The following is a 25,000-nucleotide window of genomic DNA, read 5'->3' on the forward strand; positions in this document are numbered from 1 at the left end:
ACCACCGCGGTCAACCTCACGGTCGACGCGGTGGGTGGGTCAGCTGGGGAGGTGGGGGAGGGACCGCAGGCGGTGCCAGAGGGACTGGTCGCAGGTGCCGGCGCGGTGGGTGAAGGCGCTGCTCGGGACGTGGACGGACTCGGCCAGGTCGAGCCAGCTGTCGTGGTCGGCGTCGGGGTCCCACTCGTGGGTCGGGATGCGGACGTGGTCGTCGCGGTTGCTCTTGTCCTGACTGGTGATCTTCAGGACGTCGGCGCCCCGGTCGTCGGCGCGGAGCACCAGGCAGGGGCGCACCTTCGAGCCGGTCCCGTCGTGGAACGGGACGTCGGCCCACCAGATCTCGCCCGGCCGGGGCGTACCCGTCGGGGTGCGCGGGCGGGGCGGCGCGGTGGGGCGGGCCCGGTCGCGCGGCGGCGTGCCCCGCTCGGGCGGGGTGCGTTCGCCCGCCGCCGGGCGGCCGCCGCGTCGTCGCCACTCGTTCCAGGCCCAACCGGCGGCCACGGCCAGCACGACCAGCACCGCCCACCACACCCACTCGGGCATTCCCACTCCTGCCTCTCCGGCGCCGACGCCGCCGACGTCCGGCGATCGTCGCACGGCCGACGGGTCGCCGCCCGTCGGGCGCGGCGGGGGTGGCGGGGGATTGTCCCACCGGCCCGATACGGTGCGGAGGTAGCGTGATCACGGGGAGATCCCACTGGTGTCCGGAGGCGGCAGGGTGTCCGAAGAAGCGATCCCTCAGCAGGTCAGCCCCGCGCAGGAGGCGGCGGCCGGCGGCGAGCCGACCCCCGAGGCGCGGGAACGGCACGCCACGCTGAGCCAGGAGCTCACCGAACACCAGTACCGCTACTACGTCCTCGACGCGCCGACCATCTCCGACGCCGAGTTCGACCGGCGGCTGCGCGAGATGGAGGCGCTGGAGGCCGAGTTCCCGGCGCTGCGCAGCCCCGAGTCGCCCACCCAGCGGGTCGGCGGCACCTTCTCCACCGACTTCACCCCGGTCACCCACGCCGAACGGATGCTCTCCCTCGACAACGCCTTCGCCGACGAGGAGCTGGCCGCCTGGGCCGAGCGGGTCGAGCGGGACGCCGGCGGCCCGGTGCCCTACCTGTGCGAGCTGAAGGTCGACGGCCTGGCCATCAACCTCACCTACGAGAAGGGCCGCCTGGTCCGCGCCGCCACCCGGGGGGACGGGCGGACCGGCGAGGACGTGACGGCCAACGTCCGCAGCATCCGCGACGTGCCCGGCCGGCTGACCCCGTCCGCCGAGTTCGGCGACCTGCCCGAGCTGCTGGAGGTGCGCGGCGAGATCTACTTCCCGGTGGCAGCCTTCGCCGACCTCAACGCCGGCCTGGTCGAGCAGGGCAAGGCCCCGTTCGCCAACCCGCGCAACGCCGCCGCCGGCAGCCTGCGGCAGAAGGATCCGCGGATCACCGCCTCCCGGCCGCTGCGCCTGGTGGTGCACGGCATCGGCGCCCGGCGCGGTTTCCGGCCCACCGCCCAGTCCGAGTCGTACGCGGCGCTGAAGGCGTGGGACCTGCCGACCAGCGACCGCTGGCGGGTGGTGCCCGACCTGGCCGGCGTCGCGGACTACATCGCCTACTACGCCGAGCACCGGCACGACGTCGAGCACGAGATCGACGGCGTGGTGGTGAAGGTCGACCCGGTCTCCATCCAGGGCCGGCTCGGCTCGACCAGCCGGGCGCCGCGCTGGGCGATCGCCTTCAAGTACCCGCCGGAGGAGGTGACCACCAAGCTGCTCGACATCGACGTCAACGTCGGGCGCACCGGACGGGTCACCCCGTTCGCCGTGCTCGAACCGGTGCGGGTGGCCGGCTCCACGGTCGCCCTGGCGACCCTGCACAACGCCCGCGAGGTCGAGCGCAAGGGGGTGCTGATCGGCGACACGGTGGTGCTGCGCAAGGCCGGCGACGTGATCCCCGAGGTGCTCGGCCCGGTGGTCGACCTGCGTCCCGCCGACGCCCGCCCGTTCGTCATGCCCACCAGCTGTCCGGCCTGCGGCACCCCGCTGGCGCCGGCCAAGGAGGGCGACGTCGACATCCGCTGCCCCAACAGCCGCAGTTGCCCGGCGCAGCTGCGCGAGCGGGTGTTCCACCTGGCCGGGCGGGGCGCCTTCGACATCGAGGTGCTCGGCTACAAGGGCGCCGCCGCGCTGCTCGACGCCGAGATCATCACCGACGAGGGTGACCTGTTCCAGCTCGACGCCGAGCAGCTCGGCCGCTCGCCGTTCTTCGTCAACAAGGACGGCACGCTCGGCAGCAACGCCACCAAGCTGCTGGACAACCTCGCCGTCGCCCGCGAGCGCGACCTGTGGCGGGTGCTGGTCGCGCTCTCCATCCGGCACGTCGGCCCCACCGCCGCGCAGGCCCTCGCCCGGCACTTCCGCTCGATCGAGGCGATCGACGCGGCGAGCGAGGAGGAACTCTCCTCGGTGGACGGTGTCGGCCCGACCATCGCCGCCAGCATCAAGGAATGGTTCGCCGTCGCCTGGCACCGCGAGGTCGTGCAGAAGTGGGCCCGGGCCGGCGTACGGATGGCCGAGGAGGCGGTCGACGAGGGGCCGCGCCCGCTGGAGGGGGTCACCGTGGTGGTAACCGGCACCCTCGCCGGGTTCAGCCGGGACCAGGCGTCCGAGGCGATCCAGAGCCTCGGCGGCAAGGTCAGCGGCTCCGTCTCCAAGAAGACCGGCTTCGTGGTGGTCGGCGACAACCCCGGTTCCAAGGCCGACAAGGCGGCCACCCTCAAGGTGCCGGTCCTCGACGAGGACGGTTTCCGGGTGCTGCTCGACCGGGGGCCGGACGCGGCCCGGGAGGTCGCCCGCGTCGAGGGGTGAACCGGCGGGCCGGCGGGGATCTTGGGGTCGTATACCAACTTAATTACGACTACGACCGATTCGTGACTGTCGCCTCGGGCTACGGCCACCCAGGGCGTTTCATTGGGGCACGGTGCGCGACCGGCGCGCGCCGTGGACCGCATGCCCGGGAGGTGCGATGGAGACAGCCGACCCCCGCAACTCCGTCCCGCCCGGGCGGGAGGCGCGGTTCGCCGGCTTCGTCGCCGCGGTGGTCGGGCTGGCGCTGCTGGTCTCCGCCCTGCCGCTGATCGGGCTCCCCGACCGCCTGCCCCGGCTGCCGGCGGCGTTCTGGGCGATGGCGGCGCTCGCCGTCGCCAGTGACGCGCGGCCCTTCGTCCCGCCGGGCCGGCGGCACACCTCGGCCGTCTTCCCGTCCACCTGCTTCACCTTCGCGATCCTGCTCGGCTGGGGGCTGGGGCCGGCCGTGGCGGTGCAGGCCGTCGCGGTCGCCGTCTCCGGCTGGCGGATGCGCCACGCCCTCTGGCGGACCACCTTCAACGCCGCCCAGTACGCCTGCGCGCTCGGCGCCGCGTACCTGGTACTCCGGCTCGGGCCGGGCGGACTCTTCGACGGCGGTCGGCTGGGCTGGACGGACGTGACCGCCGTCGGCGGCGCCACCCTCACCTGGTTCGCCGTCAACTTCGGCCTGGTCAGCAGCGCGCTGCGGCTGCGCTTCGGCGGCCGGTGGTGGCCGAGCGTCCGCCAGGCGCTGCCGTACGAGCTGCTCTCCACCGGTTCGCTGCTGCTGCTCGCCCCGGTGCTGGTCACCGCCGCCCGGGCCAGCGCCGCGCTGATCCCGCTGGTGCTGGTGCCGCTCTTCGCCGTCTACCGGATGTCCCGGCTCTCCACCGAGCAGGAACACCTCGCCGCGCTCGACCCGCTCACCGGCCTGCCCAACCGCAAGGCGCTGCTCGCCGAGGTGGCCGAGCAGGTGCACCTGCACGCCGAGCGGGTCGCCAAGGGCGACCGGGACGCCCACCTGGCCCTGCTCCTGATCGACCTGGACCGGTTCAAGAACGTCAACGACGCGCTCGGTCACGCCGTCGGCGACCGGCTGCTGGTCGAGGTGAGCGCCCGGCTGGTGGACGTCGTCGGCGGCCGGGACATGCTGGCCCGCCTCGGCGGGGACGAGTTCGCCATCGTCGCCGGCCGGCTCGACGGCGTCGACGAGGCCCGCGAGCTGGCCGACCGGGTCGTCGCGGCGCTCACCGAACCGGTGTCGCTGGACGGGCTGCCGCTGGACGTCGGCGCCTCGATCGGCATCGCGCTCTTCCCCGAGCACGGCGAGGACTTCGCCACCCTGATGCGCCACGCCGACGTGGCGATGTACGACGCCAAGCACCGCAACGACACCGTCGCCGTCTACGCCGCCGAGTCGGACCACAACTCGGCCGAGCGGCTGGGGCTCCTGGCCGACCTGCGCCGCGTACTCGAGGCGGGGCCGCCCGCCGGGCGGACCGTGCGGGGCGGCGACGGCGCCGCGCTGCCCTCCCGGCTCGCCGCCGGGACGGACGCCGCGGGACCGGACGGCGCCGGGACGAACGGCGCGGGCGGGCGCTGGTGGCCGCGGCGCCGGCGGGCGCGAATCGCGGTGGACGGCTCCGACGAACTGCTGAACCAGATCCTGACCGGCGCCGACCCGACCCGCCGCCGCGCCGGGCAGCCCGCCGCCGAGCCCGAGCGGCCCGAGCGGCCCGAGCTGCCGGCGGTTCCCGCCCCGCCGGAACGGGCCGAGGACGCGGCGGCCGACGTCGGCGTCATCACGATGTACTACCAACCGCAGATCGCCATCGCCACCGGCGAGGTCGTCGGGGTGGAGGCGCTGCTGCGCTGGCGGCACCCGCGCCGGGGCATGGTGGACCCGGAGGAGCTGATCCGGGTGGCCGAGCAGAGCGCGGTGATGCGGCTGCTCACCCAGCGGGTGGTCGACGACGTGGTGGAACAGCTGGCCAAGTGGTCGGCGGCCGGCGTCCACCTGCGGGCGGCGCTCAACGTCAGCGTCCGCGACCTGCACACCGGCGAGATCGCCGACCGGATCGCCGACCGGCTGGCCGCCTTCGGGGTGGCCCCCGAACGCCTGCAACTGGAGATCACCGAGGGCGCGCTGATGGCCGACCCCCGGCGGGTGCTCACCACCATCTCCCGGCTGCACCGGATCGGGGTGGCCATCTCCCTGGACGACTTCGGCACCGGGTACTCGTCCTTGCAGCACCTGCGCCGGCTGCCGCTGGCCGAGGTGAAGGTGGACCGCTCGTTCGTCCTCGGGATGGCCGACGACGCCGACGACGCCGCCATCGTCCGGTCGATGATCGAGCTGGCCGGCGCGCTCGGCCTGCGGGTGGTCGCCGAGGGCGTGGAGGACGAGCGGACCTGGCGGATGCTGCACGCGGCCGGCTGCGACGTGGCGCAGGGCTGGTTCCACGCCCGGCCGATGCCCGCCGACGAGCTGGTGACCTGGCTGACCCGGTACCGGCCGGTGCACCCGACCGGCGGCCCGGACGCCGAGGCGCCGCGCCGCCCCACCCGCTGACTTCGGCACGGTGGGCCGACCGGTGAGGTGGCCGTGGTGGGCCGACCGGCTGAGCCGGCGACGGCGACCGGACCGACCCGCCGGGCGGGCGCAGGGGGAGTCGGAGGCGTCGGCGTGACCGCAGGACAATAGACTCGCTCCGGTCACCGCGCGTCATCTCCGATCGCGCGGCCGGCACACCGCAGACGCAGCAGGACAGCCACGAAGGGGGCACCGATGGCCGCCATCTCCCGCGAGGAGGTCGCGCACCTGGCGCGACTGTCGCGGCTCGCCGTCACCGAGGAGGAGTTGGACGTCTTCGCCGGCCAGCTCGACGTGATCCTCCAGTCGGTGGCCCAGGTCGGCGAGGTCGCCGCGGCGGACATCCCGCCGACCTCCCACTCGGTGCCGCTGACCAACGTGCTCCGCGAGGACGTGGTGACGCCGTGCCTGACCCCGGAGGAGGCGCTGTCCGGCGCGCCCGACGCCGACCAGCAGCGGTTCCGCGTCCCGCGGATCCTGGACGAGGATGTGGCCTCATGAGCGACCTGACCAAGCTGACCGCCGTCGAGATCGCGGGTCTCGTCGCCAGCGGCGAGACTTCCGCCGTCGAGGTCACCCGGGCCCACCTGGACCGGATCGCCGCCGTCGACGACCGGGTGCACGCCTTCCTGCACGTCGACTCCGCGGGCGCGCTCGCCGCGGCCCGCCAGGTGGACGACCGCCGGGCCGCCGGCGACGAGCTGGGCCCGCTGGCCGGCGTGCCGGTCGCGGTCAAGGACGTGCTCACCACCAAGGGCGTGCCCACCACTGTCGGGTCGAAGATCCTGGAGGGCTGGCGTCCGCCGTACGACGCGACGATCGTGCAGCGGCTGCGCAACGCCGGCACGGTGATGCTCGGCAAGACCAACATGGACGAGTTCGCGATGGGCTCCTCCACCGAATACTCCGCGTACGGCCCGACCCACAACCCGTGGGACCTGGACCGGATCCCGGGCGGCTCCGGTGGCGGCAGCGCCGCCGCGCTGGCCGCGTACGAGGCGCCGCTGGCGATCGGCTCGGACACCGGCGGCTCGATCCGCCAGCCGGGCGCGGTCACCGGCACGGTCGGCGCGAAGCCCACCTACGGCGGCACCTCCCGGTACGGCCTGGTGGCGTTCTCCTCGTCGCTGGACACCCCCGGCCCGTGTGCCCGTACGGTGCTCGACGCCGCGCTGCTGCACCAGGTGATCGGCGGGCACGACCCGCGCGACTCGACCTCCATCCCGGCCCCGGTGCCGGACGTGGTGGCTGCCGCGAAGCTCGGCGCCACCGGCGACCTGACCGGCGTGAAGCTCGGCATCGTCACCGAGCTCACCGGCGAGGGCGCGGAGCCGGGCGTGATGGCCGCCTTCCGCGAGTCGGTCGACACCCTGGCCAAGCTGGGCGCCGAGATCGTCGAGGTGTCCTGCCCGCACTTCCGGTACGCCCTGCCGGCGTACTACCTGATCGCGCCCAGCGAGTGCTCCTCCAACCTGGCCCGGTTCGACGGCGTCCGGTTCGGCCTGCGGGTCGGCGACGACGGCAACCGGTCGCTGGAGGAGGTCATGTCGCTGACCCGGGAGGCCGGCTTCGGCGCCGAGGTCAAGCGGCGCATCATGATCGGCACGTACGCCCTCTCCTCGGGCTACTACGACGCCTACTACGGGCAGGCGCAGAAGGTCCGCACCCTGATCACCCGGGACTTCACCGCCGCCTTCGAGCGGGTCGACGCGCTGATCTCGCCGACCACGCCGTTCGTGGCGTTCCCGATCGGCGCGCGCACCGCGGACCCCTACCAGATGTATCTGGCGGACCTGTTCACCATCCCGACCAACCTGTACGGCGGCCCGGGCATCTCGGTGCCCTGCGGCCTCTCCGACGGACTTCCCGTCGGCCTGCAGGTGATGGCCCCGACGATGGCCGACGACCGGATGTACCGGGTCGCCGCCGCGCTGGAGTCCGTGGTCGGCACGTTCACCCCACCGGCGCTGTGAGGCAGGAGCTCAGATGACCACGACACTGCCCGCGTACGACGAGGTCGTCGCGCGCTACGAACCGGTGATCGGCCTGGAGACCCACGTCGAGCTGGGCACGAACACCAAGATGTTCTGCGGCTGCCCGACCGACTTCGGCGGCGAGCCGAACACCCGGGTCTGCCCGGTCTGCCTGGGCCTGCCCGGCTCGCTGCCGGTGGCCAACAAGGCGGCCATCGAGGCGACCATCCGGATCGGCCTGGCGCTCAACTGCTCCATCGCCGAGTGGTGCCGGTTCGCCCGGAAGAACTACTTCTACCCGGACATGCCGAAGGACTTCCAGATCAGCCAGTACGACGAGCCGCTGTGCTTCGACGGCTACCTGGACGTCGAGATCGGCGGCGAGCTGGTGCGGATCGGCATCGAGCGGGTGCACCTGGAGGAGGACACCGGCAAGACGCTGCACGTCGGTGGCGCCACCGGCCGCATCCACGGCGCGACCGAGTCGCTGGTCGACTACAACCGCGCCGGCATCCCGCTGGTGGAGATCGTCACCAAGCCGGTGCCGGGCACCGGCGCGCTGGCGCCGGAGGTGGCCCGGGCGTACGTCACCGAGCTGCGCGACGTGCTCCGCTCGCTGGACGTCTCCGACGTGCGGATGGAGGAGGGCTCGCTGCGCTGCGACGTGAACACCTCCCTCAACCTCCCCGGCGAGGAGTGGGGCACCCGCACCGAGACCAAGAACGTCAACTCGCTGCGCTCGGTGGAGCGGGCGGTGCGCTCGGAGATGCTGCGTCAGGCCGCCGTGCTCGACGCCGGCGGGAAGATCACCCAGGAGACCCGGCACTTCCACGAGGACACCGGCGACACCACGCCGGGCCGGTCCAAGGAGACCGCCACCGACTACCGGTACTTCCCGGAGCCGGACCTGGTGCCGCTCGCCCCGGACACCGCCTGGGTGGCCGAGCTGAAGGCCGCCCTGCCGGAGCTGCCCCGGCTGCACCGCCGCCGGCTGCAGCAGGAGTGGGGCCTGTCCGACCTGGACATGCAGTCGGTGCTCAACGCCGGCGCGGTCGAGCTGATCGAGGCCACCATCGCCGCCGGCGCGACCCCGGCCGCCGCCCGCAAGTGGTGGCTGGGTGAGCTGTCCCGGCGGGCCAACGAGGCCGGCATCGAGCTGGCCGACGTCGGCGCCACCCCGGCGCAGGTCGCCGAGCTCCAGGGGCTGGTCGACGCGGGCAAGCTCAACGACAAGCTGGCCCGTACCGTCCTGGAGGGCGTGGTGGGCGGCGAGGGCTCGCCGACCGAAATCATGGCCAACCGGAACCTGGAGGTCGTCTCCGACACCGGCGCGCTCACCGCCGCCGTGGACGAGGCCATCGCCGCCAACCCGGAGGTCGCGGACAAGATCCGCAGCGGCAAGGTCGCCGCGGCCGGCGCGCTGGTCGGCGCGGTCATGAAGACCACCCGCGGCCAGGCCGACGCCAAGACCGTCCGCGAGCTGATCCTGGAACGCCTCGGCGTCCAGGGCTGAGCCCGACACGTCGAAGGCCGCCGTCGCAACCCGGCGGCGGCCTTCCCGCTTCCCCCCGAGTACGCGCGATCCGCGCCACCCCTCGCGAGGGCGTCAACGGCGACGCCCGGATGGAGTCACCGTGAACCAGCACGACCTCGACGTCCTCGACGAGATCCAGCGGCGGGTGCTCTGGCTCGCCACCCGGATCGTGGACGCGGCCAACCACGACCGGGACACCGGCGACGGGGTGAAGGTCGGCGGCCACCAGGCCTCCAGCGCCTCCCTGGTCACCGCGATGACCGCGCTCTGGTTCGCCCACCTCGACGCCGAGGACCGGGTCGCGGTCAAGCCGCACGCCTCGCCGGTGTTCCACGCCATCCAGTACCTGCTGGGCAACCTGGACCGGTCGTACCTGCCGAAGCTGCGGGCGCGGGGCGGGCTCCAGTCGTACCCGTCGCGCACCAAGGACCCGGACGAGGTGGACTTCTCCACCGGCTCCGTCGGGCTCGGCGCCGCCGCGCCGCTGTTCGCCGCGGTCACCCGCCGCTACGTCGACGCGCACTTCGGGGCGCGTCCGCACTCCCGGTTCGTCGCCCTGATCGGCGACGCCGAGCTGGACGAGGGGAACATCTGGGAGGCCGTCGCCGACCCGGCCACCACCGGGCTGGGCAACGTGATGTGGCTGGTCGACTTCAACCGCCAGTCGCTGGACCGGGTCGTCCCCGGCATCCGGATCAACCAGTGGCGGGGCCAGTTCGAGGCCGCCGGCTGGCACGTCGTGGAGGTCAAGTACGGCCGCAAGCTCGCCGAGGCGTACGCCCGGCCGGGCGGCGAGGCGCTGCGCGACTGGATCGACCTGATGCCCAACGAGCAGTACCAGTCGCTGTTCGGGCTGGAGGGGCCGGCCCTGCGCAAGCAGTTCCTCGACGGCGCGCCGGCCGAGGTGGGCGCCTTCGTCGCGGACATCGGAGACGACGAGCTGGGCCCGCTGGTGACCGACCTGGGTGGGCACGACCTGCAGGCGCTGCTCGACGCGTACGCGCAGTGCGACGCGGTGACCGACCGGCCCAGTGTGGTCTTCGCGTACACCGTCAAGGGGTGGGGGCTGCCGATCGCCGGCAACCCGCGCAACCACTCCGCGCTGCTCAGCACCGAGCAGGTCGACGCGCTGCGCGCCGCCAACGGCCTGACCGCCGAGACCGAGTGGGACCGCCTCGACCCGGCGTCGCCGGCCGGCATCCGGGCCGGCGAGCGCCGGGAGGCGCTGTCCCGCGCGCCCCGCGAGCGGTCGCTGGGGGTCGCCGTCCCGGAAACCACCCGGGTACGCGCCAACAAGCCCGTCTCCACCCAGGAGGTCTTCGGTCGGGTGCTGGTCGACCTGGCCCGGGATCCCGCCGTCGCGCCGTACCTGGTGACCACCGCGCCGGACGTGGCCACCTCCACCAACCTCGCCGGGTTCATCAACAAGACCGGCGTCTTCGCCCCCACCGAGCAGCGCTCGTGGACCGAGGACCGGATGCTGCGCTGGACGGAGAGCCCCGCCGGCCAGCACATCGAGCTGGGCATCTCGGAGATGAACCTGTTCCTGCTGCTCGGGCAGCTCGGCCTGTCGTGGGACCTGTCGGGGCAGCCGCTGCTGCCGATCGGCACCGTCTACGACCCGTTCGTGCTGCGCGGGCTGGACGCGTTCCTCTACGGCACCTACTCCGGCTCCCGGTTCGTGGTCGCCGGCACCCCGTCGGGCATCACCCTCGCCCCCGAGGGCGGCGCCCACCAGTCGACCATCACCGCCTCCGTCGGCCTGGAACTGCCCGGCGTCACCTTCCTCGAGCCGGCGTACGCGGCCAGCCTGGACTGGCTGCTCTGCGACGCGCTCGGGCAGATCGCCGGCGGGTCGACGCCGGCGGCCACCGCCGCGCCGGCCGAGGACGGGGCGTACTACTTCCGGCTGAGCACCCGGCCGATCGACCAGGCGCCGTTCGAGGCGGCCCGGGCCCGGATCGGGGACGCGGTGCTGCGGCGGCAGGTGGTCGCCGGGGCGTACCGGCTGGTCGACGCGCACCAGGCGTACCCGCAGCTGGCGGACGCCCCGGTGGTCACCCTGGCCGGCTCCGGCGCGGTGCTGCCGGAGGTGCTCGCGGCCGCCGCGGAACTGGCGGAGGAGGGCATCGCCGCGCACGTGGTGGACGTGACGTCGCTGGACCGGCTCTACCGGGCCTGGCAGCGGACGCTGCGCCAGGGTGTGCGGACCGCGACCGTGCCGAGCGTGCCCGGCGCGCTGCGGGCGGCGTTCGGCGACCGGGCCCCGGTGGTGACCGTGCACGACGCCGCCTCGCACGCGATGGCCTGGCTGGGCTCGGCGCTCGGCGTGCCGGCGGTGCCGCTCGGGGTGGACGAGTTCGGCCAGTCCGGCAGCGTCCGCGAGCTGTACGAGCTGCACGACCTGCTGCCCGGCAGCATCGTCAACGCCGCCCTGGCCGCGCTGTCGCTGCGCTGAGCTGAGCCAGGGGCGCGGAGCCTGAGCCGAGCCCGCCCCGCCGCCATCCGCGGTGGCGGCGGCGGGACGGCCCGGTTCGCGTTGGGCACACCGACTCAGCGTTTCCGGCCCCCGTCGGTCCGTTGCGGAGGTCGGTGGCGGCGGCGGGACCGGCCATGTGCCCGTCGGGCACACCGACCGAGCGTCCCCGGCCCTGTCGGTCCGTTTCGGAGGCGCCTGCGATTCACCCGGCGTGAGGGTTGCGGAGGGTGACGGTCGGCGTGGGGCCGCGCACCTCCGGTCGCCCCTTTGCTCTGCTGCCCTCCCGGCAACACCGCTCCTGACCAGGGCATCGCCGACAACGATCTCCAGATGCTCGATCACCTTAGGTGACTGTTGTCTCCGCGGCAGCAGAGCAAAGCGCGCGAGGCGGTGTGCCGGTGATGGAGAGAAGCTTGCGTTGGGTGACGATCCCCGGAGCCGGAGCCGGAGCCGGAGCCGGAGCCGGAGCCGGAGCCGGAGCCGGAGCCGGAGCCGTGCTGCCGGTCCGGCGTCGGCTGGGCGGTCAGCGCTCGGCCGTGGGCCGCTGCCGGCAGCGAGCCGGTCGTGCGGCTCGCTGCCGTCGGAGCGCGCGGCCGGGGTGGGTCAGCGGGTCGGGGTGGGGGTGACGGGGACCGGGGCGCCCTGTGCCGGTTCCTTGACCACGTGGCGTTCCAGGTTGACCTGCGCCTGCCCGGTGCCGCCGACCGTGATGTCGTCGTAGGCCTGGAGCCGTTTCTGCTGGTCGAGGTAGAGCACGGTCATCGACAGCGGGGTCGGCTTCTCGCCCTCCAGACCGCGCAGCCCCGCCCCGCCGGTGGAGCCCTCCACCATCAACTGGGTGGACTGCTTGCCGAGCTGCTGCGGCAGCTTGGACACCTGGCGGGCGTGGGTGTGCCCGGCGAGCACCAGGGGGCAGGTGCCGGAGAGTGGGCCGGCGGAGGCCGGGTCGTGCACCAGTGCGATGTTCACCGGTCGGGGTGAGCGCTGCACGGTGGCCGCGAGCTGCTCACCGGCCCCGATCACCTGCTCGGCGACCTGCTTGGTCAGACCGCTGCCGGCCGGCGAGGTCTCCTTGTCGGGGGTGAACCGGGGGTCGCCGATCCCGGCGATGGTCAGCCCCGCGACGCTGGTGGTCGAGTTGTTGAGCACGATCGCGTTCGGCTGCCGGGCCACCGCCGCGGCGGTTCGCGAGGAGTCGTGGTTGCCCCGGATGTAGACGTATGGCTTCTTCAGCAGGCCGATCGAGCCCACGAAGGAGGCCTCCGGCTCGCTGCCCCAGTCGGTGATGTCGCCGGTGTCGATCACCACGTCGATGTCGAACTGCTCCACCACGGTGCGGATCAGCTGCCAGCCGGTCGGGTTGAGGTGCATGTCCGAGACGTGCAGCACCCGGGTGGTGCCGGGCGCCGGCTCGTACACCGGCAGCGCCGAGACCGTGGTGTAGAGCTGGCTCACGTTGCCGACGATGCGCTGCAGCTGCTCGGCGTAGCGCGAGTAGTCGTTGGCGATGCGGCGGGCGTCGCCGACGATTGCCGGGGCGTTGACCAGCAGCCCCTCGTACCGTGGCTCCTCGATCGCCTGGGGGCGCAGGGTGCCCGCGGCGAGTCCCAGGCTGCCGGCGGTGACCGCCAGCGCGAGCCCGGTGGACCACGCGGTGCGGCGGACGTCCCGGAAGACCAGCCCGGCCAGCAGCAGCGTGGCCAGCACGGCCGACCCGGCGGTACGCAGCCCGAGCCGCATCACACCGTCGCGGACGTCCTCGACCGCCGACAGGCTGGCCCGGTTGATGCTGGCCGGGTCGTCGATCAGCGCCTCGGTCTTGCGCTGGTCGAGCGCGCCCAGCCGGACGGTCAGGTGGGTCGGCCCGTCGTGGCTGTCGAGCTGGAGCGCGCCCAGCGGCGGGACGTCGACGGTAGTGCTGCCCTTGATCGCCGGGGCGAGGGTGAGGTTGGCCCGGAACGGGCCGATGTCGGTGTTCACCCGGCCGCCGGCCAGCACCCCGATCACGGCCCCGGCCAGCGCGACCGTCAGGACGGCGAGCACCACGCCCACCCGCCGGACCCACCCCGACCGGCCCGCCCGGCCGGCCCGGTCCCGCCGGGGCCGCCAGCGTCGCTCACGCCGGGCCGGGGGAGTGTCCTCGTCCCCGGGCCCGCGCTGCTCGTTCTCCCCACCGTCCATGCTGAGATTCTGACCTGCCCAATGATGGATCTTGCCAAACCCGACCGACGGCGGCGCGTTCCGCGCCGAAACTCCCGGTGTGTCGCGCCTCCCGGCCGCTCATGACAGCCGTTCGGCCGGTGCTCAGCTGCGCCCGGCACCACCGTCGGCGAAGACCAGCCGCAGCAGCCGGTCGTCCTCCGGCGCCGGCTCACCCCGCCCGTCGTGGTTGGACGTGGAGACCCAGAGCGAGCCGTCCGGGGCGGCGGCCGCCGCACGCAGCCGACCGTACCGGCCGGTCAGCAGCTGGCGGGGCTGCCCGAGCACGGTGCCGGTGTCGGTCAGCTCGAGCAGCCACAGCCGCTCGCCGCGCAGGCAGGCGGTGACCAGCAGCCGGCCCGTCGCGGCCAGCCCCGAGCAGGACGCCTCCGCGGTGCGCCACTGCACGATCGGGTCGACGTACCGCTTGTCGCCGGCCTGCCCCTCGACGGTGGGCCAGCCGTGGTTGGCGCCCTTGTCGATCCGGTTGATCTCGTCCCAGGTGTTCTGGCCGAACTCGGTGGCGTACATCCGCTTGCCGGCGTCCCAGGCCATGCCCTGCACGTTGCGGTGCCCGAGCGACCACACCGGCGAGCCGGGGAACGGGTTGCCGGGCGCCGGTCTGCCGTCCGCGGTGATCCGCAGGATCTTGCCGCCGAGGCTCTTCCGGTCCTGCGCGAAGTCCCGGTTGCCGGCGTCACCGGTGCTCACGTAGAGCTGCCCGTCCGGGCCGAAGGCCAGCCCGCCGCCGTCGTGGTTGCCCGCCTTCGGGATGCCGGTGAGGATCGGCGTCGGCGTGCCGCCGAGCTTCAGCCGGGCGACCCGGTTGTCCCGCTCGGTGGTGTAGTAGACGAAGACGGTCTCGTCCCTGGCGTACGCCGGGGAGACCGCGATGCCGAGCAGCCCCGCCTCGCCGCCGGCCGCCACGTCCGGCACGGTCTGCACCGGCGCGACCCGCAACCCCTCCGGGCCGGATTCCGGGCCGACCTTGAGGATCCGCCCGCTGTCCCGCTCGGTGACCAGGGCGCCGCCGTCCGGCAGGAACGCGATGCCCCACGGCACCCGCAACCCCTTGGCCAGGACCGTGGCGACCACCTCCTGACCGGCGCCGCCGGCGCTCGCCGACGCGGACGGGGTGGGCAGGTTGGGGGGCTCGCCGGCCGGGTCCGGCTCCGGCGGGCCGAAGCTGCACCCGGAGGTGGCCAGCAGCAGCGCCGCGCAGGACGCCGCCAGCGCCGCGCGACGGCGGCCGGTGCGGGGGTACGGGGGACGGGCGCTCACCCGGCCCAGCCTAGCCCGCGAATCCGGACTCCCCGGCCCACCGGCGACGGTCGAGGGCGTCGCGACCCGCTCAGCGGGCCCGGACGGCGAGCAGCGCGACGTCGTCCTCGCGCCGGTCCCCGGAGGCGAGCAGCAGGTCGCACAGCTCGGCGAGGGGGAGCGGGCCGGAGTCGGAGAGTCGGCTCAGCAGCTCGGCCAGCCCCTCGTCGATGGAGCGGTCCCGGCGCTCGATCAGGCCGTCGGTGTAGAGCAGCAGGGTGTCCCCCGCCGCCAGGGTGGTCTCCTGGCTGCTGCGGGGGATCGGCCGGGCGAAGCCGAGCAGCGGCTCGCGCCGGCCGCCGAGGACCCGGACCACGCCCTCGGCGTCGACCAGCAGCGGCGGTGGGTGCCCGGCGTTGCACCAGCTCACCGTCAGGCCCCCGGCCGCGCGGGGACGCAGCCGGGCCAGGGTGGCCGTGGCGGCGGCCGGGATGCGCAGCCCGGAGATGGCGCGGTCCAGCTGGGTCATCAGCTCGTCCACCGGGTCGGTCCGGCCGAAGGCGTTGCCCCGGACCAGGTTGCGCAGCTGGCCCATGGTCGCGGCGGCCTCGATGTCGTGGCCGGCGACGTCACCGATCGCCACGACCAGGTCGCCGTCGGGCTGGACGAAGGCGTCGTACCAGTCCCCGCCCACCTCGACCCGGTCCGCCACCGGCTGGTAGCGGGCGGCCAGCTGGACCCGGGGGCTCTCCGGCAGGACCGGCAGCATGCTGTGCTGGAGCACCTCGGCCACGCGCCGCTGCTCGTCGTACATCCAGCTGTTGCCGAGCGCCTGGCCGGCCCGCCGGCCGATCTCCAGGGCGGTGTGCAGGTCGCTGTCGTCGAAGGGCCGCCGCCCCGGGCCGTTGATCAGCGTCACGCAGCCGACCACCGCACCGCGCCCGGGCGCCGGCACCGGCACCGACAGGTGCGACGCGAAGCCGAGCCGGTCGGCGAGCGACACCATCTCCGGGTCGGTGGTGGCCCGCCGGACGTCGTCCAGGGTGGCCGCGCTGCCCAGCACGGGCTGGCCGGTGCGCAGCACCATACGGGTGATCGACTCCGGGCCGAGGCCGGTCGTCATCAGCTCGGCGAAGCGGTCGACCTGGGCGGCTTGGCCGGGGTCCCGGTGCAGGGCGGTGACCCGGCGTGGCGCGCCCGCCCGGTCGACCAGCGTCACCAGCGCCCAGTCGGCCAGCAGCGGCACCACCGCCGCGGTCAGCCGGTCCACCGCGGTGGCCACGTCGAGGGTGCCGGTCAGGGTCTCGCTCAGCGCGGAGAGCAGCTTGAGCCGCTCGTGCGCCTCCTCGACCCGCCGCCGGGCCTCCTCCGCGCCGTCGAGCGCGATCCGCAGCCGCAGCTCCGACGAGCAGGCGGCGGCGAGGTCGGCCAGGGTACGCAGCTGGTTGGCGGTCCAGGCGCGGGGCTTGCTGTCGATGGCGCAGAGCGAGCCGAGCACCCGGCCGTCCAGATCGGTCAGCGGCATCCCCGCGTACGCGACCACGCCCAGCTCCGCGATGGCCAGGTTGTTCCACACCCGGGGGTAGAGCCGGGCGTCGGGCAGCACCATCGGGATCTCGATGTCCACCACGTGCTGGCAGAACGAGTGGCTCAGCGGGGTCTGCCGACGGGCGGCCCACGGCTCCGGCAGGCCGACCGCGCCCGGGAAGAACTGCCGTTCGTCGGTGACCAGCGACACCAGCGCGACCGGCACCTCCAGCAGGTAGCTCACCAGCCGGGCGAAGCGGTCGAACGCCTCGTCGGGTTCGGCGTCCAGACCGGTCTCGGCGAGCGCGCGCAGCCGCGCCGGGTCCGTCAGCGCGGGAATGTCCACGGCGGGCAGCGGACCGCGACGGTGCGGGGAGCGCTCGGTCATCGGCCACCTGTCTGCGCACGTGCGGGGCACCGGGTTGCGCTCCGACCCTCGGTTATACCCGGCAGGCGGCGGTGACGCCCACGGGCGGTGACGCCCGCCGCTCGACCCCGATGAGCCGGTCCGCCGGACCGGGTCGGGTCGCGGTCGCTATCGTCGGCGGACGTGAAGGTATGGATTCCGCACGAGGCCGGGGTCGGGTTGCTCGGCGAGGCGCCCGCGGGCGTCACGGTCCAGGCGTGGACGGACCCGGGACGCCCGCCGTCGGACCCGGCCGGGGTCCGGTTCTGGGTGCCGCCGTTCCTGGCCGCCGGGGACACCGCCGCGATGCTGGCGCGGCTGCCGGACCTGGCGGTGGTCCAGCTTCTCTCCGCCGGGGCGGACGCCTGGGTCGGCCGGGTGCCGGACGGGGTGACCCTCTGCGACGCGCGGGGCGTGCATGACGCCGGCACCGCCGAGTGGGTGCTCACCGCGATCCTGGCCCAGCTGCGCGGCTTCCCCGCGATGGCCCGGGCCCAGGCCCGCCGGGAGTGGGCGTACGACGAGGTCGCGCCGACCGACGAGTTGACCGGCAAGCGGGTGCTGATCGTCGGCGCCGGCTCGATCGGCGCGGCGGTGCACGCCCGGCTGGCCCCGTTCGACGTCACCGTCACGCTGGTCGCCCGCACCGCCCGCCCGGCCGACGGCGTGCACGGGGTGGACGAGCTGCCCCGGCTGCTGCCGGAGGCGGAGGTGGTGGTGCTGCTGGTGCCGTTGACCGAGCAGACCAGGGGCATGGTGGACGCGGCCTTCCTCGCCGCGATGCCGGACGGCGCGTTGCTGGTGAACGCGGCCCGGGGCCCGGTGGCCCGGACGGAGGCGCTGGTGGCGGAGCTGTCCAGCGGCCGGCTGCGGGCCGCGCTGGACGTCACCGATCCCGAGCCGCTGCCCACCGATCATCCGCTGTGGGAGCTGCCCAACGTGCTGCTCACCCCGCACGTCGCCGGCTCGGTACGCGGCCTGCTGCCGCGGGCGTACCGGCTGGTGGGTGCGCAGCTGCGGCGGTTCGCCGCGGGGGAGCCGCTGGTCAACACGGTGACCGACGGCTACTGAACGGGCTCAGCGCTCACCGGGCAGGTGCTGCCCGGTGGCGGAGACCAGCCGGGGCAGGTCGGTGTCGCGCACCGCGGGCAGCATGACCTCCTGCCCGTCGTCGAGGCGGGCGACGGCGCGCCCGCGGGGGTCGGCGGTCAGCTCGACGACCCGGTCCCAGGCGATCCGGCGGCTGCCGGCCAGGGCCCGCAGCCGCAGCCCCCGCCGGTCGGCGTCGGTGCCCGCCCGCCACGCCCAGACCGCGACGGCCAGCGGGATCAGCAGCACCGGCAGCAGGTACCACTCGGCGGTGGCCAGCGGCAGGGCGCCGATGAAGGCGACGATCGCCGCGACCAGGATGGCCTGGTTGTACCGGAAGCGGATGGTGTCGGCGCTACTCACCCTCCGATGATCCCACCCCGGCACGGCCCCGCTCCGCCCGGGCGGTGGACGGTGACCGGCGCCATCCGGCAGTGACATGCGTCACTGCAGGGGGCCATAACCGACGTTCGGATCCGTCGTTGGCGGGGGTGGTGGGTGTCGGATATCTGTCCTGTGTCCCGTCCCGCCCGCATCGCCGCACCGCCCCGTGTCCCCCTCACGAAGGCGACCGTCGTGCCTCACGCGTACCTGGTCCACCGCCCCGCGCCCGCGGTGGCCGCCGTGCTGGCGGCGGCCGCACTGCTGGCCACCGCCGCCCTGGCCGGCGTGCTGCCACCGCTGGCCGCCGCGACGCTGGCCGGCGCGGCCGGCTGCGCCCTGGCCGGTGTCCGACTCTCCCGGGAGGCCGCCGCCGGTGGCGGCCGGGACCGGCGGGCACCGCGTCGCCGACGGGCCGCCGCGCTGCTCGACGCCGCCGTGCTGGTGGTCGGCCTGACCGTCGCCGTCCTGCCGCTGGCCGCCGGGGAGCAGCGCGCGAACGTCGCGGCCACCGGGCTGGCCGCCGCGACGCTGCTGTACGGCGGCGGCCTGCTCCTGCTCCCCGGCCAGTCCCGGCTGGCGCCCCGGGTCCGGCTGCGCCGGACCGTCGACGTGCTCGGGCTCGGCACCGCCCTGTTGTTCGCCGGTTGGGTGCTGTTGCCGCCGGGTGACGTCCCCTCGCTGGCCCGCGCCGTCACGGTGCTCGGTGCGGGCGGGCTCGCCGCGCTGCTGGTGAGCGCGCTGGCCGAGCGGCGGCGTCGGCCCGGCGCGGCGCTCTGTCGGGCCGGGGCGGCGACCGCCCTGCTCGGCCTGGCCGACCTGGTGGTGCTGCTGGCCTACCGGGCACCGGCCGTGACGACGCTGACCGCGGTCGCGCCGCTGCTGGCGGGTGCCCTGTTCACCGCGGCCGGGATGGCGCGAGTGTCGGCCGGGGATCCGGCCCTGGGCACCGGTCCGCCGCCGGCCTGGCCCCGGGTGACCGCGCCGGCCGCGGTGGCCACCCTCGCCGCCGGGTACCACCTCTGGGCGGTCGGCAGCTTCACGCCGACCGCCGTCCTGCTCGGGCTCGCGGTGATCCCGCCGCTGGTCGGGCGGGAGCTGATCACTGCCGCCGACAACCGGCACTGGGCCAGCCGGCTGGCCGCCCGGGAGGCGCACTTCCGGGCGCTGGTCTCCGGTGGCCGCGACCTGATCCTGCTGCTCGACGACGAGCTGCGGGTGCGCTGGCTCTCCGCGGCCGGCGCCCGGTGGTTCGGGCTGCGCGACGACGAGGTGCGCGGCCGGCGGCTGGTCGAGCTGCTGCACCCGGACGACGCGCCGGGCGCGCTCGGCCGGCTGGCCGCGCACCGGGGCGGCCAGGAGCCGCTGCTGCTGGTGGCCCAGATGGCCACCGGCGACGGGGGCTGGCGGGAGACCGAGTCGACCGTGAGCGACCTGCGCGGGGTGCCCGAGGTCGACGCGGTGGTGCTGCACGTGCGCGACATCGGCGAGCGGCGCCGGTTGGAACGCGAGCTGCACCGGCTGGCCGCCACCGACCAGCTCACCGGCCTGGCCAACCGGCGCGAGCTGATGCGGGCGCTCGGCGCGCGGGGCGACGGTTCGGGCGCGCTGCTGCTGCTGGAGGTGCACGGCCTCGGTGCGGTGACCGAGGGTGCGGGGCCGTCGGTGGCGGACGGCCTGCTGCTCACGGCCGCCCGCCGGCTGCGCGACGTGGTCGGCCCGCACGACCTGGTCGCCCGGGTGGCCGGCGAGGAGTTCGCCGTCCTCACCGCCGCCGGTCCGGTGCCGGCGTACGCGCTGGGTGGCCGCCTGGTCGCCGCGCTCGGCGAGCCCTGCCCGACGCCCGGGTCGATGGTGCGGCTGCGGGTGAGCGTCGGCCTGGCCGAGCTGGCCGGCACCGGGCCGGAGGACGCGCTGCGCCAGGCGGACCTGGCCCGGCGGCGCGCCGTCCAGCTCGGCCGCAACCGGGTCGAGTGGTACGACGCCTACCTGGAGGAGCAGCTGGTCCGCCGGCTGGACCTGGAGCGGGAGCTGCCCGGCGCGGCCACCCGCGGTGAGCTGGACCTGGTCTACCAGCCGGTGCTGGGGCTGGCCGACCGGCAGCCGGTCGGCACGGAGGCGTTGCTGCGCTGGCGCAGCCCGGTGCTGGGCACCGTGCTCCCGGCCGAGCTGCTGCCGGTGGCCGAGGACCTCGACCTCGTCGGCGAGCTGGGACGCTGGGTGCTGGACCGCGCCTGCCGGCAGCTCGCCAGCTGGTCGACCGGGGGCCGGGAGCTCTGGATGGCGGTCAACGTGACCCCCCGAGAGCTGCTGGCGCCGGATTTCCTGCCCGGGGTGGCGTCCACGCTGGCCGGGCACGGGGTGCCGGCGCACCGGCTGGTGGTCGAGGTGGCGGAGCCCCGGATCGGCCGGGACCTGCCCACCGTGGTGGCCCGGCTGGCCGGCCTGCGGTCGCTGGGGGTGCGTACCGCGTTGGACGACTTCCGCGCCGAGCACGCCTCCCTGGCCCAGCTGCGCCGGCTCCCGATCGACCTGCTCAAGGTCCGGCCGCAGCTGGTGGGGTCGGCGCACGACCCGCAGCGACCGCTGATCGACGTGGTGGTCAGCCTCGGCGAACGACTCGGCCTGTCGGTGGTGGTGGAGGAGCTGGAGTCCGACGCCGACGTCGACCGGGCGCAGCGGGCCGGCTGCCCGTACGGCCAGGGGTTCGCGCTGGCCCGGCCGGCCACGGCGGAGCGGGTGGAGGCGTACTTCGAGGAGTTCCCGTCCGCCTCCCGCTGAGCGGTTCAGGAAATGCTGAACCGGTTCATCTGACCCGAGGTGGTGCGGTGCTGCCGCGCGGGGTCAGGTGGGCGGTCTCGTCCTGCAGGCCGCTCACCGGCTCGCCGGCGATGACCGCCAGCAGCTGCCGCGCGGCGTGCGCGCCGTACGCCGGGATGTCCCGCCCCAGCGCGGTCAGCGGCGGGTGCACCAGCTGGCAGAGCGGCGAGTCGTCCCAGGCCACGATGGAGAGGTCGCCGGGGACGGCCAGCCCCATCTCCTGCGCCACCGAGAGCCCGGCGATCGCCATGACGTCGTTGTCGTAGATCACCGCGGTGGGGCGGTTGGCGGAGCTGAGCAGGCGGCGGGTGGCGCGGGCGCCCTCCTCGCCGGTGTAGTCGGACCAGACGGTGACGGCGTCGGCCAGCCCGAGCCGCCGGCACACCTCGGCGAAGGCGTCGGTACGGATCTCGGTGTGCAGCAGCGAGGGCAGGCCGCCCACCCGGGCGATCCGCCGGTGCCCGAGGGCGACCAGGTATTCGACCGTCTCCACCAGCGCCGCGGCGTCGTCCGACCAGACGCTCGCCAGGCTGCCGGTGTGGCCGGGTCCGCCGATCACCACGGCCGGCAGTTGCAGCTCCTCCAGGGCCGGCACCCGCCGGTCGTCGGTGCGCAGGTCGCAGACGAAGACCCCGTCGACGCGCCGCTCGGCCCACCAGCGGCGGTAGACCGCGATCTCCGCCTCCTGGTCGGCCACCACCTGGAGGGTGAGCGCGTACGACCGGGCGGAGAGTTCCGCCTCGACGCCGCTGATCAGCTCCATGAAGAACGGCTCGATGCCCAGTATCCGGGCGGGCCGGCACAGGGCCAGGCCGACGGCGTTGGCGGTGGCGCCGGAGAGCGCGCGGGCGGCGCTGCTCGGGCTGAACCCGATCTCGGTGGCGATGGCCAGGATCCGTTGACGGGTGGCCTCCGAGACGCCCGGCTGCCCGTTCAGCGCGTACGACACCGCGCCCTTGGACACCCCGGCACGTCGCGCGACGTCGGCGATGGTCGGCCGCTTCACCGGCGTGCTCCTCAATCCTCGCGGCCCCCCGGGCCGGTCCCACGGCGCCGGGATCACCGGCGGCCCTCACGCTACCCCGACCCGGTCGGGCGAACGCCCCGCCGGATCGGCGGACAGCGGACCTGCTGAAACGATCACTTGCGCGGTTAAGCACACCCGTTAACCGGCCGTTGACAGTGCTGGACCCGGCCCGTACGGTGTCCCCACTTATCCGGTTCAGTCAACGTCTCTCGATGTCGGGGAGCGGAGTCATGGAAGGCGCGGTGAAGTCGTGACCCGGCAGACGTTGCACGAGGGCTGGACGCTGCGGGCCGTACCGGGGCCGCAGGTGCCGGACGGGATCGCCGGGCGGGCGGTGCCCGCCACCGTGCCCGGCTGCGTGCACACCGACCTGCTGGCCGCCGGCCTGATCCCCGACCCGTTCGTCGACGACAACGAGACCACGCTGGCCTGGATCGGGCGCACCGACTGGGTCTACGAGACCAGCTTCGACCGGCGGCCCGGCGACGACGAGCGGGTCGACCTGGTCTGCGCCGGTCTCGACACGGTCGCCACGATCACCCTCAACGGGGTCGAGGTCGGCCGGACCGAGAACATGCACCGCGGCCACCGGTTCGACGTCGGCGCGCTGCTGCGCCCGGGGGCGAACACCCTGACCGTCCGGTTCGACTCGGCGTACCGCTACGCGGAGGGCCACCGGGACGCCCTCGGCGACCGGCCCAACGCCTACCCGGAGCCGTTCCAGTTCATCCGCAAGATGGCCTGCAACTTCGGCTGGGACTGGGGACCGACCCTGGTCACCGCCGGCATCTGGCAGGAGATCGGGCTGCACGCCTGGTCCACCGCCCGGCTCGCCACCGTCCGTCCGCTGGTCACCGTCGCCGGCGGGGTGGGACGGGTCGACCTGCACGTCGAGGTGGAGCGGGTCGCGGCCACCCCGTTGACCGTCCGGGCCGCCGTCGCCGGCGCGGCCGTCGAGGCCGTCGTCCCGGCGGGGGAGCGCACGGCGGTGGCGACCCTCACCGTCCGCGACCCCGAGCTCTGGTGGCCCCGGGGGTACGGCGAGCAGGCGCTGCACCGGCTCGACGTCACGCTCTGCGCGCCGGACGGCCGGACCCTGGACACGTGGTCCCGCCGGATCGGCTTCCGGTCGGTACGCCTGGACACCACCCCGGACGCCCACGGCACCCCCTTCGCCCTGTACGTCAACGACACCCCGGTCTTCGTCCGCGGGATCAACTGGATCCCCGACGACCCGTTTCCCAGCCGGATCACCCGGGACCGGCTGGCGCACCGGCTCGACCAGGCCGCCGGAGCCGGGGTGAACCTGCTGCGGGTCTGGGGCGGCGGCCGGTACGAGTCGGAGGACTTCTACGACCTCGCTGACGAGCGGGGGATCCTCGTGCAGCAGGACTTCCTCTTCGCCTGCGCGGCGTACCCGGAGGAGGAGCCGTTCGGCACCGAGGTGGCCGCCGAGGCGGCCGAGCAGGTCACCCGGTTGGCCAGCCACCCGTCGCTGGTGCTCTGGACGGGCAACAACGAGAACATCTGGGGCTGGTACGACTGGGATTGGCAGGAGCCGCTGGCCGGGCGCACCTGGGGTCGGGGCTACTACCTCGACCTGCTGCCCCGGATCGTCGGGGAGTTGGACCCGACCCGGCCGTACTGGCCGGGCAGCCCGTGGTCGGGCAGCGAGGAGATCCACCCCAACGACCCGGCGCACGGCACCATGCACATCTGGGACGTCTGGAACACCGACGACTACCCGAAGTACCGCGAGTACGTGCCCCGCTTCGTCGCCGAGTTCGGCTACCAGGCACCCGCGGCGTACGCGACGCTGCGCCGGGCGCTGACCGACGAGCCCCTCGCGCCCGACTCGCCCGGCATGGCGCACCACCAGAAGGCCACCGACGGCGACGCCAAGCTCCAGCGTGGACTCGACGCCCACCTGCCCGAGCCGGCCGACTTCGACGACTGGCACTTCCTCACCCAGCTCAACCAGGCGCGGGCCATCCAGCTCGGGGTGGAGCACTTCCGTTCGCACCGGGACGTCTGCGCCGGCACCATCGTCTGGCAGCTCAACGACTGCTGGCCGGTGACCTCGTGGTCGGCGATCGACGGCGACGGCCGCCGCAAGCCGCTCTGGTACGCGCTGCGCCGGGCATACGCTGACCGGCTGCTCACCGTCCAGCCCCGCGACGGCGGGCTGGCCCTGGTGGCGGTCAACGAGACCGGCGAGCCGTGGCGGGCCCCGGCGACGGTCACCCGGCTGACCCTGGCCGGTGAGCCGAGGGCGAAGACGGCGTACCCGCTGGACGTCCCGGCGTACTCGGCGGTGGTGCTGGCGCTGCCCGCGGACCTGGCCGGGCCGGAGGAGGCCCGCCGGGAGCTGCTGGTCGCCGAGGCCGGCGACACGGCCGAGCGGGCCCTCTGGTTCTTCGCCGAGGACCGGGAGATCGACTGGCCGGCCGCCCGCTTCGACGCGACGGTCGAGCGCGGGAAGGACGGCCAGCGGGTCCGGGTGACCGCCCGGACGGTGCTGCGCGACCTGACCCTCTTCCCGGACCGGTTGGACCCGTCCGCGGAGGTCGACCGGGCGCTGGTCACCCTGCTGCCGGGGGAGTCGGCGACCTTCACCGTGCGGGCCGACACGGCGCTGGACCCGGTGGCGCTGACCGCCCGCCCGGTGCTGCGCTGCGTCAACGACATCGACGGCGCGACGCGGGCGGTCCCGGCCGCCGCCACGGAAGGAGCCACGGCGTAAGGCGCGACGGGCGGCGGCTGGCCGGCGACCCCGACACGCACGACCTGGACAACCTTCGCGCCGAGTAGCGCTCCGCCCGCAGTGCGGCCGACCGTGGCCGGCCGACGCGTGGTCGGCCGGCCGCGGGGACGTCCTC

Annotated in this window: 15 protein-coding genes; 9 read left to right on the top strand and 6 right to left on the bottom strand. The window is 74.7% G+C overall.

Annotated elements, in window-relative coordinates; genetic code table 11:
- Positions 1 to 39: 39 nt before the first annotated feature.
- On the bottom strand, positions 40 to 543 hold the full coding sequence (locus tag ACTWM8_RS06825) for a type II toxin-antitoxin system PemK/MazF family toxin (RefSeq protein WP_446213071.1): 504 nt from the start codon (positions 541 to 543) through the stop codon (positions 40 to 42).
- 175 nt (positions 544 to 718) lie between these two features.
- On the opposite strand from ACTWM8_RS06825, the gene ligA reads away from it, so the two are divergent.
- From ligA to ACTWM8_RS06855, 6 genes are all read left to right on the top strand, one after another.
- A complete protein-coding gene (ligA, locus tag ACTWM8_RS06830; protein WP_446213072.1) occupies positions 719 to 2,854 on the top strand; it encodes an NAD-dependent DNA ligase LigA in 2,136 nt (711 codons plus the stop codon).
- A 157-nt stretch (positions 2,855 to 3,011) separates the two neighbouring features.
- Positions 3,012 to 5,405: a putative bifunctional diguanylate cyclase/phosphodiesterase gene (locus ACTWM8_RS06835; RefSeq protein WP_446213073.1), complete on the top strand. Its 2,394-nt coding sequence runs from the start codon at positions 3,012 to 3,014 to the stop codon at positions 5,403 to 5,405.
- A 216-nt stretch (positions 5,406 to 5,621) separates the two neighbouring features.
- The gene (gene gatC / locus ACTWM8_RS06840) at positions 5,622 to 5,927 is read left to right on the top strand and encodes an Asp-tRNA(Asn)/Glu-tRNA(Gln) amidotransferase subunit GatC (RefSeq protein WP_088963593.1); all 306 of its coding nucleotides are present in this window, start codon (positions 5,622 to 5,624) and stop codon (positions 5,925 to 5,927) included.
- Positions 5,924 to 7,399 (top strand): Asp-tRNA(Asn)/Glu-tRNA(Gln) amidotransferase subunit GatA, encoded by a 1,476-nt coding sequence (gene gatA / locus ACTWM8_RS06845; protein ID WP_446213074.1) that lies wholly within the window; start codon positions 5,924 to 5,926, stop codon positions 7,397 to 7,399. The genes gatC and gatA overlap by 4 nt, the downstream gene beginning before the upstream one ends.
- A 13-nt stretch (positions 7,400 to 7,412) precedes the next feature.
- The gene (gene gatB, locus ACTWM8_RS06850; RefSeq protein WP_446213075.1) at positions 7,413 to 8,912 is read left to right on the top strand and encodes an Asp-tRNA(Asn)/Glu-tRNA(Gln) amidotransferase subunit GatB; all 1,500 of its coding nucleotides are present in this window, start codon (positions 7,413 to 7,415) and stop codon (positions 8,910 to 8,912) included.
- Between the two features lie 121 nt (positions 8,913 to 9,033).
- Complete coding sequence (locus ACTWM8_RS06855) at positions 9,034 to 11,391, top strand: transketolase-like TK C-terminal-containing protein (protein WP_446213076.1); 2,358 nt, start codon at positions 9,034 to 9,036, stop codon at positions 11,389 to 11,391.
- 624 nt (positions 11,392 to 12,015) lie between these two features.
- On the opposite strand, the gene ACTWM8_RS06860 is transcribed toward ACTWM8_RS06855, so the two are convergent.
- From ACTWM8_RS06860 to ACTWM8_RS06870, 3 genes are all read right to left on the bottom strand, one after another.
- Positions 12,016 to 13,593 (bottom strand): metallophosphoesterase, encoded by a 1,578-nt coding sequence (locus ACTWM8_RS06860; protein WP_446213077.1) that lies wholly within the window; start codon positions 13,591 to 13,593, stop codon positions 12,016 to 12,018.
- 123 nt (positions 13,594 to 13,716) lie between these two features.
- Complete coding sequence (locus ACTWM8_RS06865; RefSeq protein WP_446213078.1) at positions 13,717 to 14,892, bottom strand: PQQ-dependent sugar dehydrogenase; 1,176 nt, start codon at positions 14,890 to 14,892, stop codon at positions 13,717 to 13,719.
- Positions 14,893 to 14,962: 70 nt separating this feature from the next.
- Positions 14,963 to 16,786: a GAF domain-containing SpoIIE family protein phosphatase gene (locus tag ACTWM8_RS06870; protein ID WP_446213079.1), complete on the bottom strand. Its 1,824-nt coding sequence runs from the start codon at positions 16,784 to 16,786 to the stop codon at positions 14,963 to 14,965.
- 162 nt (positions 16,787 to 16,948) lie between these two features.
- On the opposite strand from ACTWM8_RS06870, the gene ACTWM8_RS06875 reads away from it, so the two are divergent.
- Positions 16,949 to 17,875 (top strand): 2-hydroxyacid dehydrogenase, encoded by a 927-nt coding sequence (locus tag ACTWM8_RS06875; protein ID WP_446213080.1) that lies wholly within the window; start codon positions 16,949 to 16,951, stop codon positions 17,873 to 17,875.
- A 6-nt stretch (positions 17,876 to 17,881) separates the two neighbouring features.
- Here ACTWM8_RS06875 and ACTWM8_RS06880 read toward each other — a convergent pair whose 3' ends face one another.
- Positions 17,882 to 18,256: a PH domain-containing protein gene (locus ACTWM8_RS06880; RefSeq protein ID WP_446213081.1), complete on the bottom strand. Its 375-nt coding sequence runs from the start codon at positions 18,254 to 18,256 to the stop codon at positions 17,882 to 17,884.
- 213 nt (positions 18,257 to 18,469) lie between these two features.
- Between ACTWM8_RS06880 and ACTWM8_RS06885 the strand changes: the two genes are divergently transcribed.
- Entirely contained in the window at positions 18,470 to 21,055 is a 2,586-nt protein-coding gene (locus ACTWM8_RS06885; protein ID WP_446213082.1) for a putative bifunctional diguanylate cyclase/phosphodiesterase, read from the top strand.
- A gap of 25 nt (positions 21,056 to 21,080) precedes the next feature.
- Here the strand turns inward: ACTWM8_RS06885 and ACTWM8_RS06890 are convergent, their stop codons facing one another.
- Complete coding sequence (locus tag ACTWM8_RS06890; protein WP_088963584.1) at positions 21,081 to 22,100, bottom strand: LacI family DNA-binding transcriptional regulator; 1,020 nt, start codon at positions 22,098 to 22,100, stop codon at positions 21,081 to 21,083.
- A gap of 271 nt (positions 22,101 to 22,371) precedes the next feature.
- Here ACTWM8_RS06890 and ACTWM8_RS06895 point away from each other — a divergent pair, with 271 nt between their 5' ends.
- Entirely contained in the window at positions 22,372 to 24,864 is a 2,493-nt protein-coding gene (locus ACTWM8_RS06895; RefSeq protein WP_446213083.1) for a glycoside hydrolase family 2 protein, read from the top strand.
- The last annotated feature ends 136 nt before the right edge of the window (positions 24,865 to 25,000 follow it).

The sequence above is a fragment of the Micromonospora sp. IBSANI012 genome, from assembly GCF_052814045.1.

Excerpts from the sequence above, each read along its gene's own strand:
- ACTWM8_RS06825 (WP_446213071.1), bottom strand. The coding sequence starts at position 543 with ATGCCCGAGTGGGTGTGGTGGGCGGTGCTGGTCGTGCTGGCCGTGGCC.
- ACTWM8_RS06835 (WP_446213073.1), top strand. The coding sequence starts at position 3,012 with ATGGAGACAGCCGACCCCCGCAACTCCGTCCCGCCCGGGCGGGAGGCG.
- gatC (WP_088963593.1), top strand. The coding sequence starts at position 5,622 with ATGGCCGCCATCTCCCGCGAGGAGGTCGCGCACCTGGCGCGACTGTCG.
- gatA (WP_446213074.1), top strand. The coding sequence starts at position 5,924 with ATGAGCGACCTGACCAAGCTGACCGCCGTCGAGATCGCGGGTCTCGTC.
- gatB (WP_446213075.1), top strand. The coding sequence starts at position 7,413 with ATGACCACGACACTGCCCGCGTACGACGAGGTCGTCGCGCGCTACGAA.
- ACTWM8_RS06860 (WP_446213077.1), bottom strand. The coding sequence starts at position 13,593 with ATGGACGGTGGGGAGAACGAGCAGCGCGGGCCCGGGGACGAGGACACT.
- ACTWM8_RS06870 (WP_446213079.1), bottom strand. The coding sequence starts at position 16,786 with ATGACCGAGCGCTCCCCGCACCGTCGCGGTCCGCTGCCCGCCGTGGAC.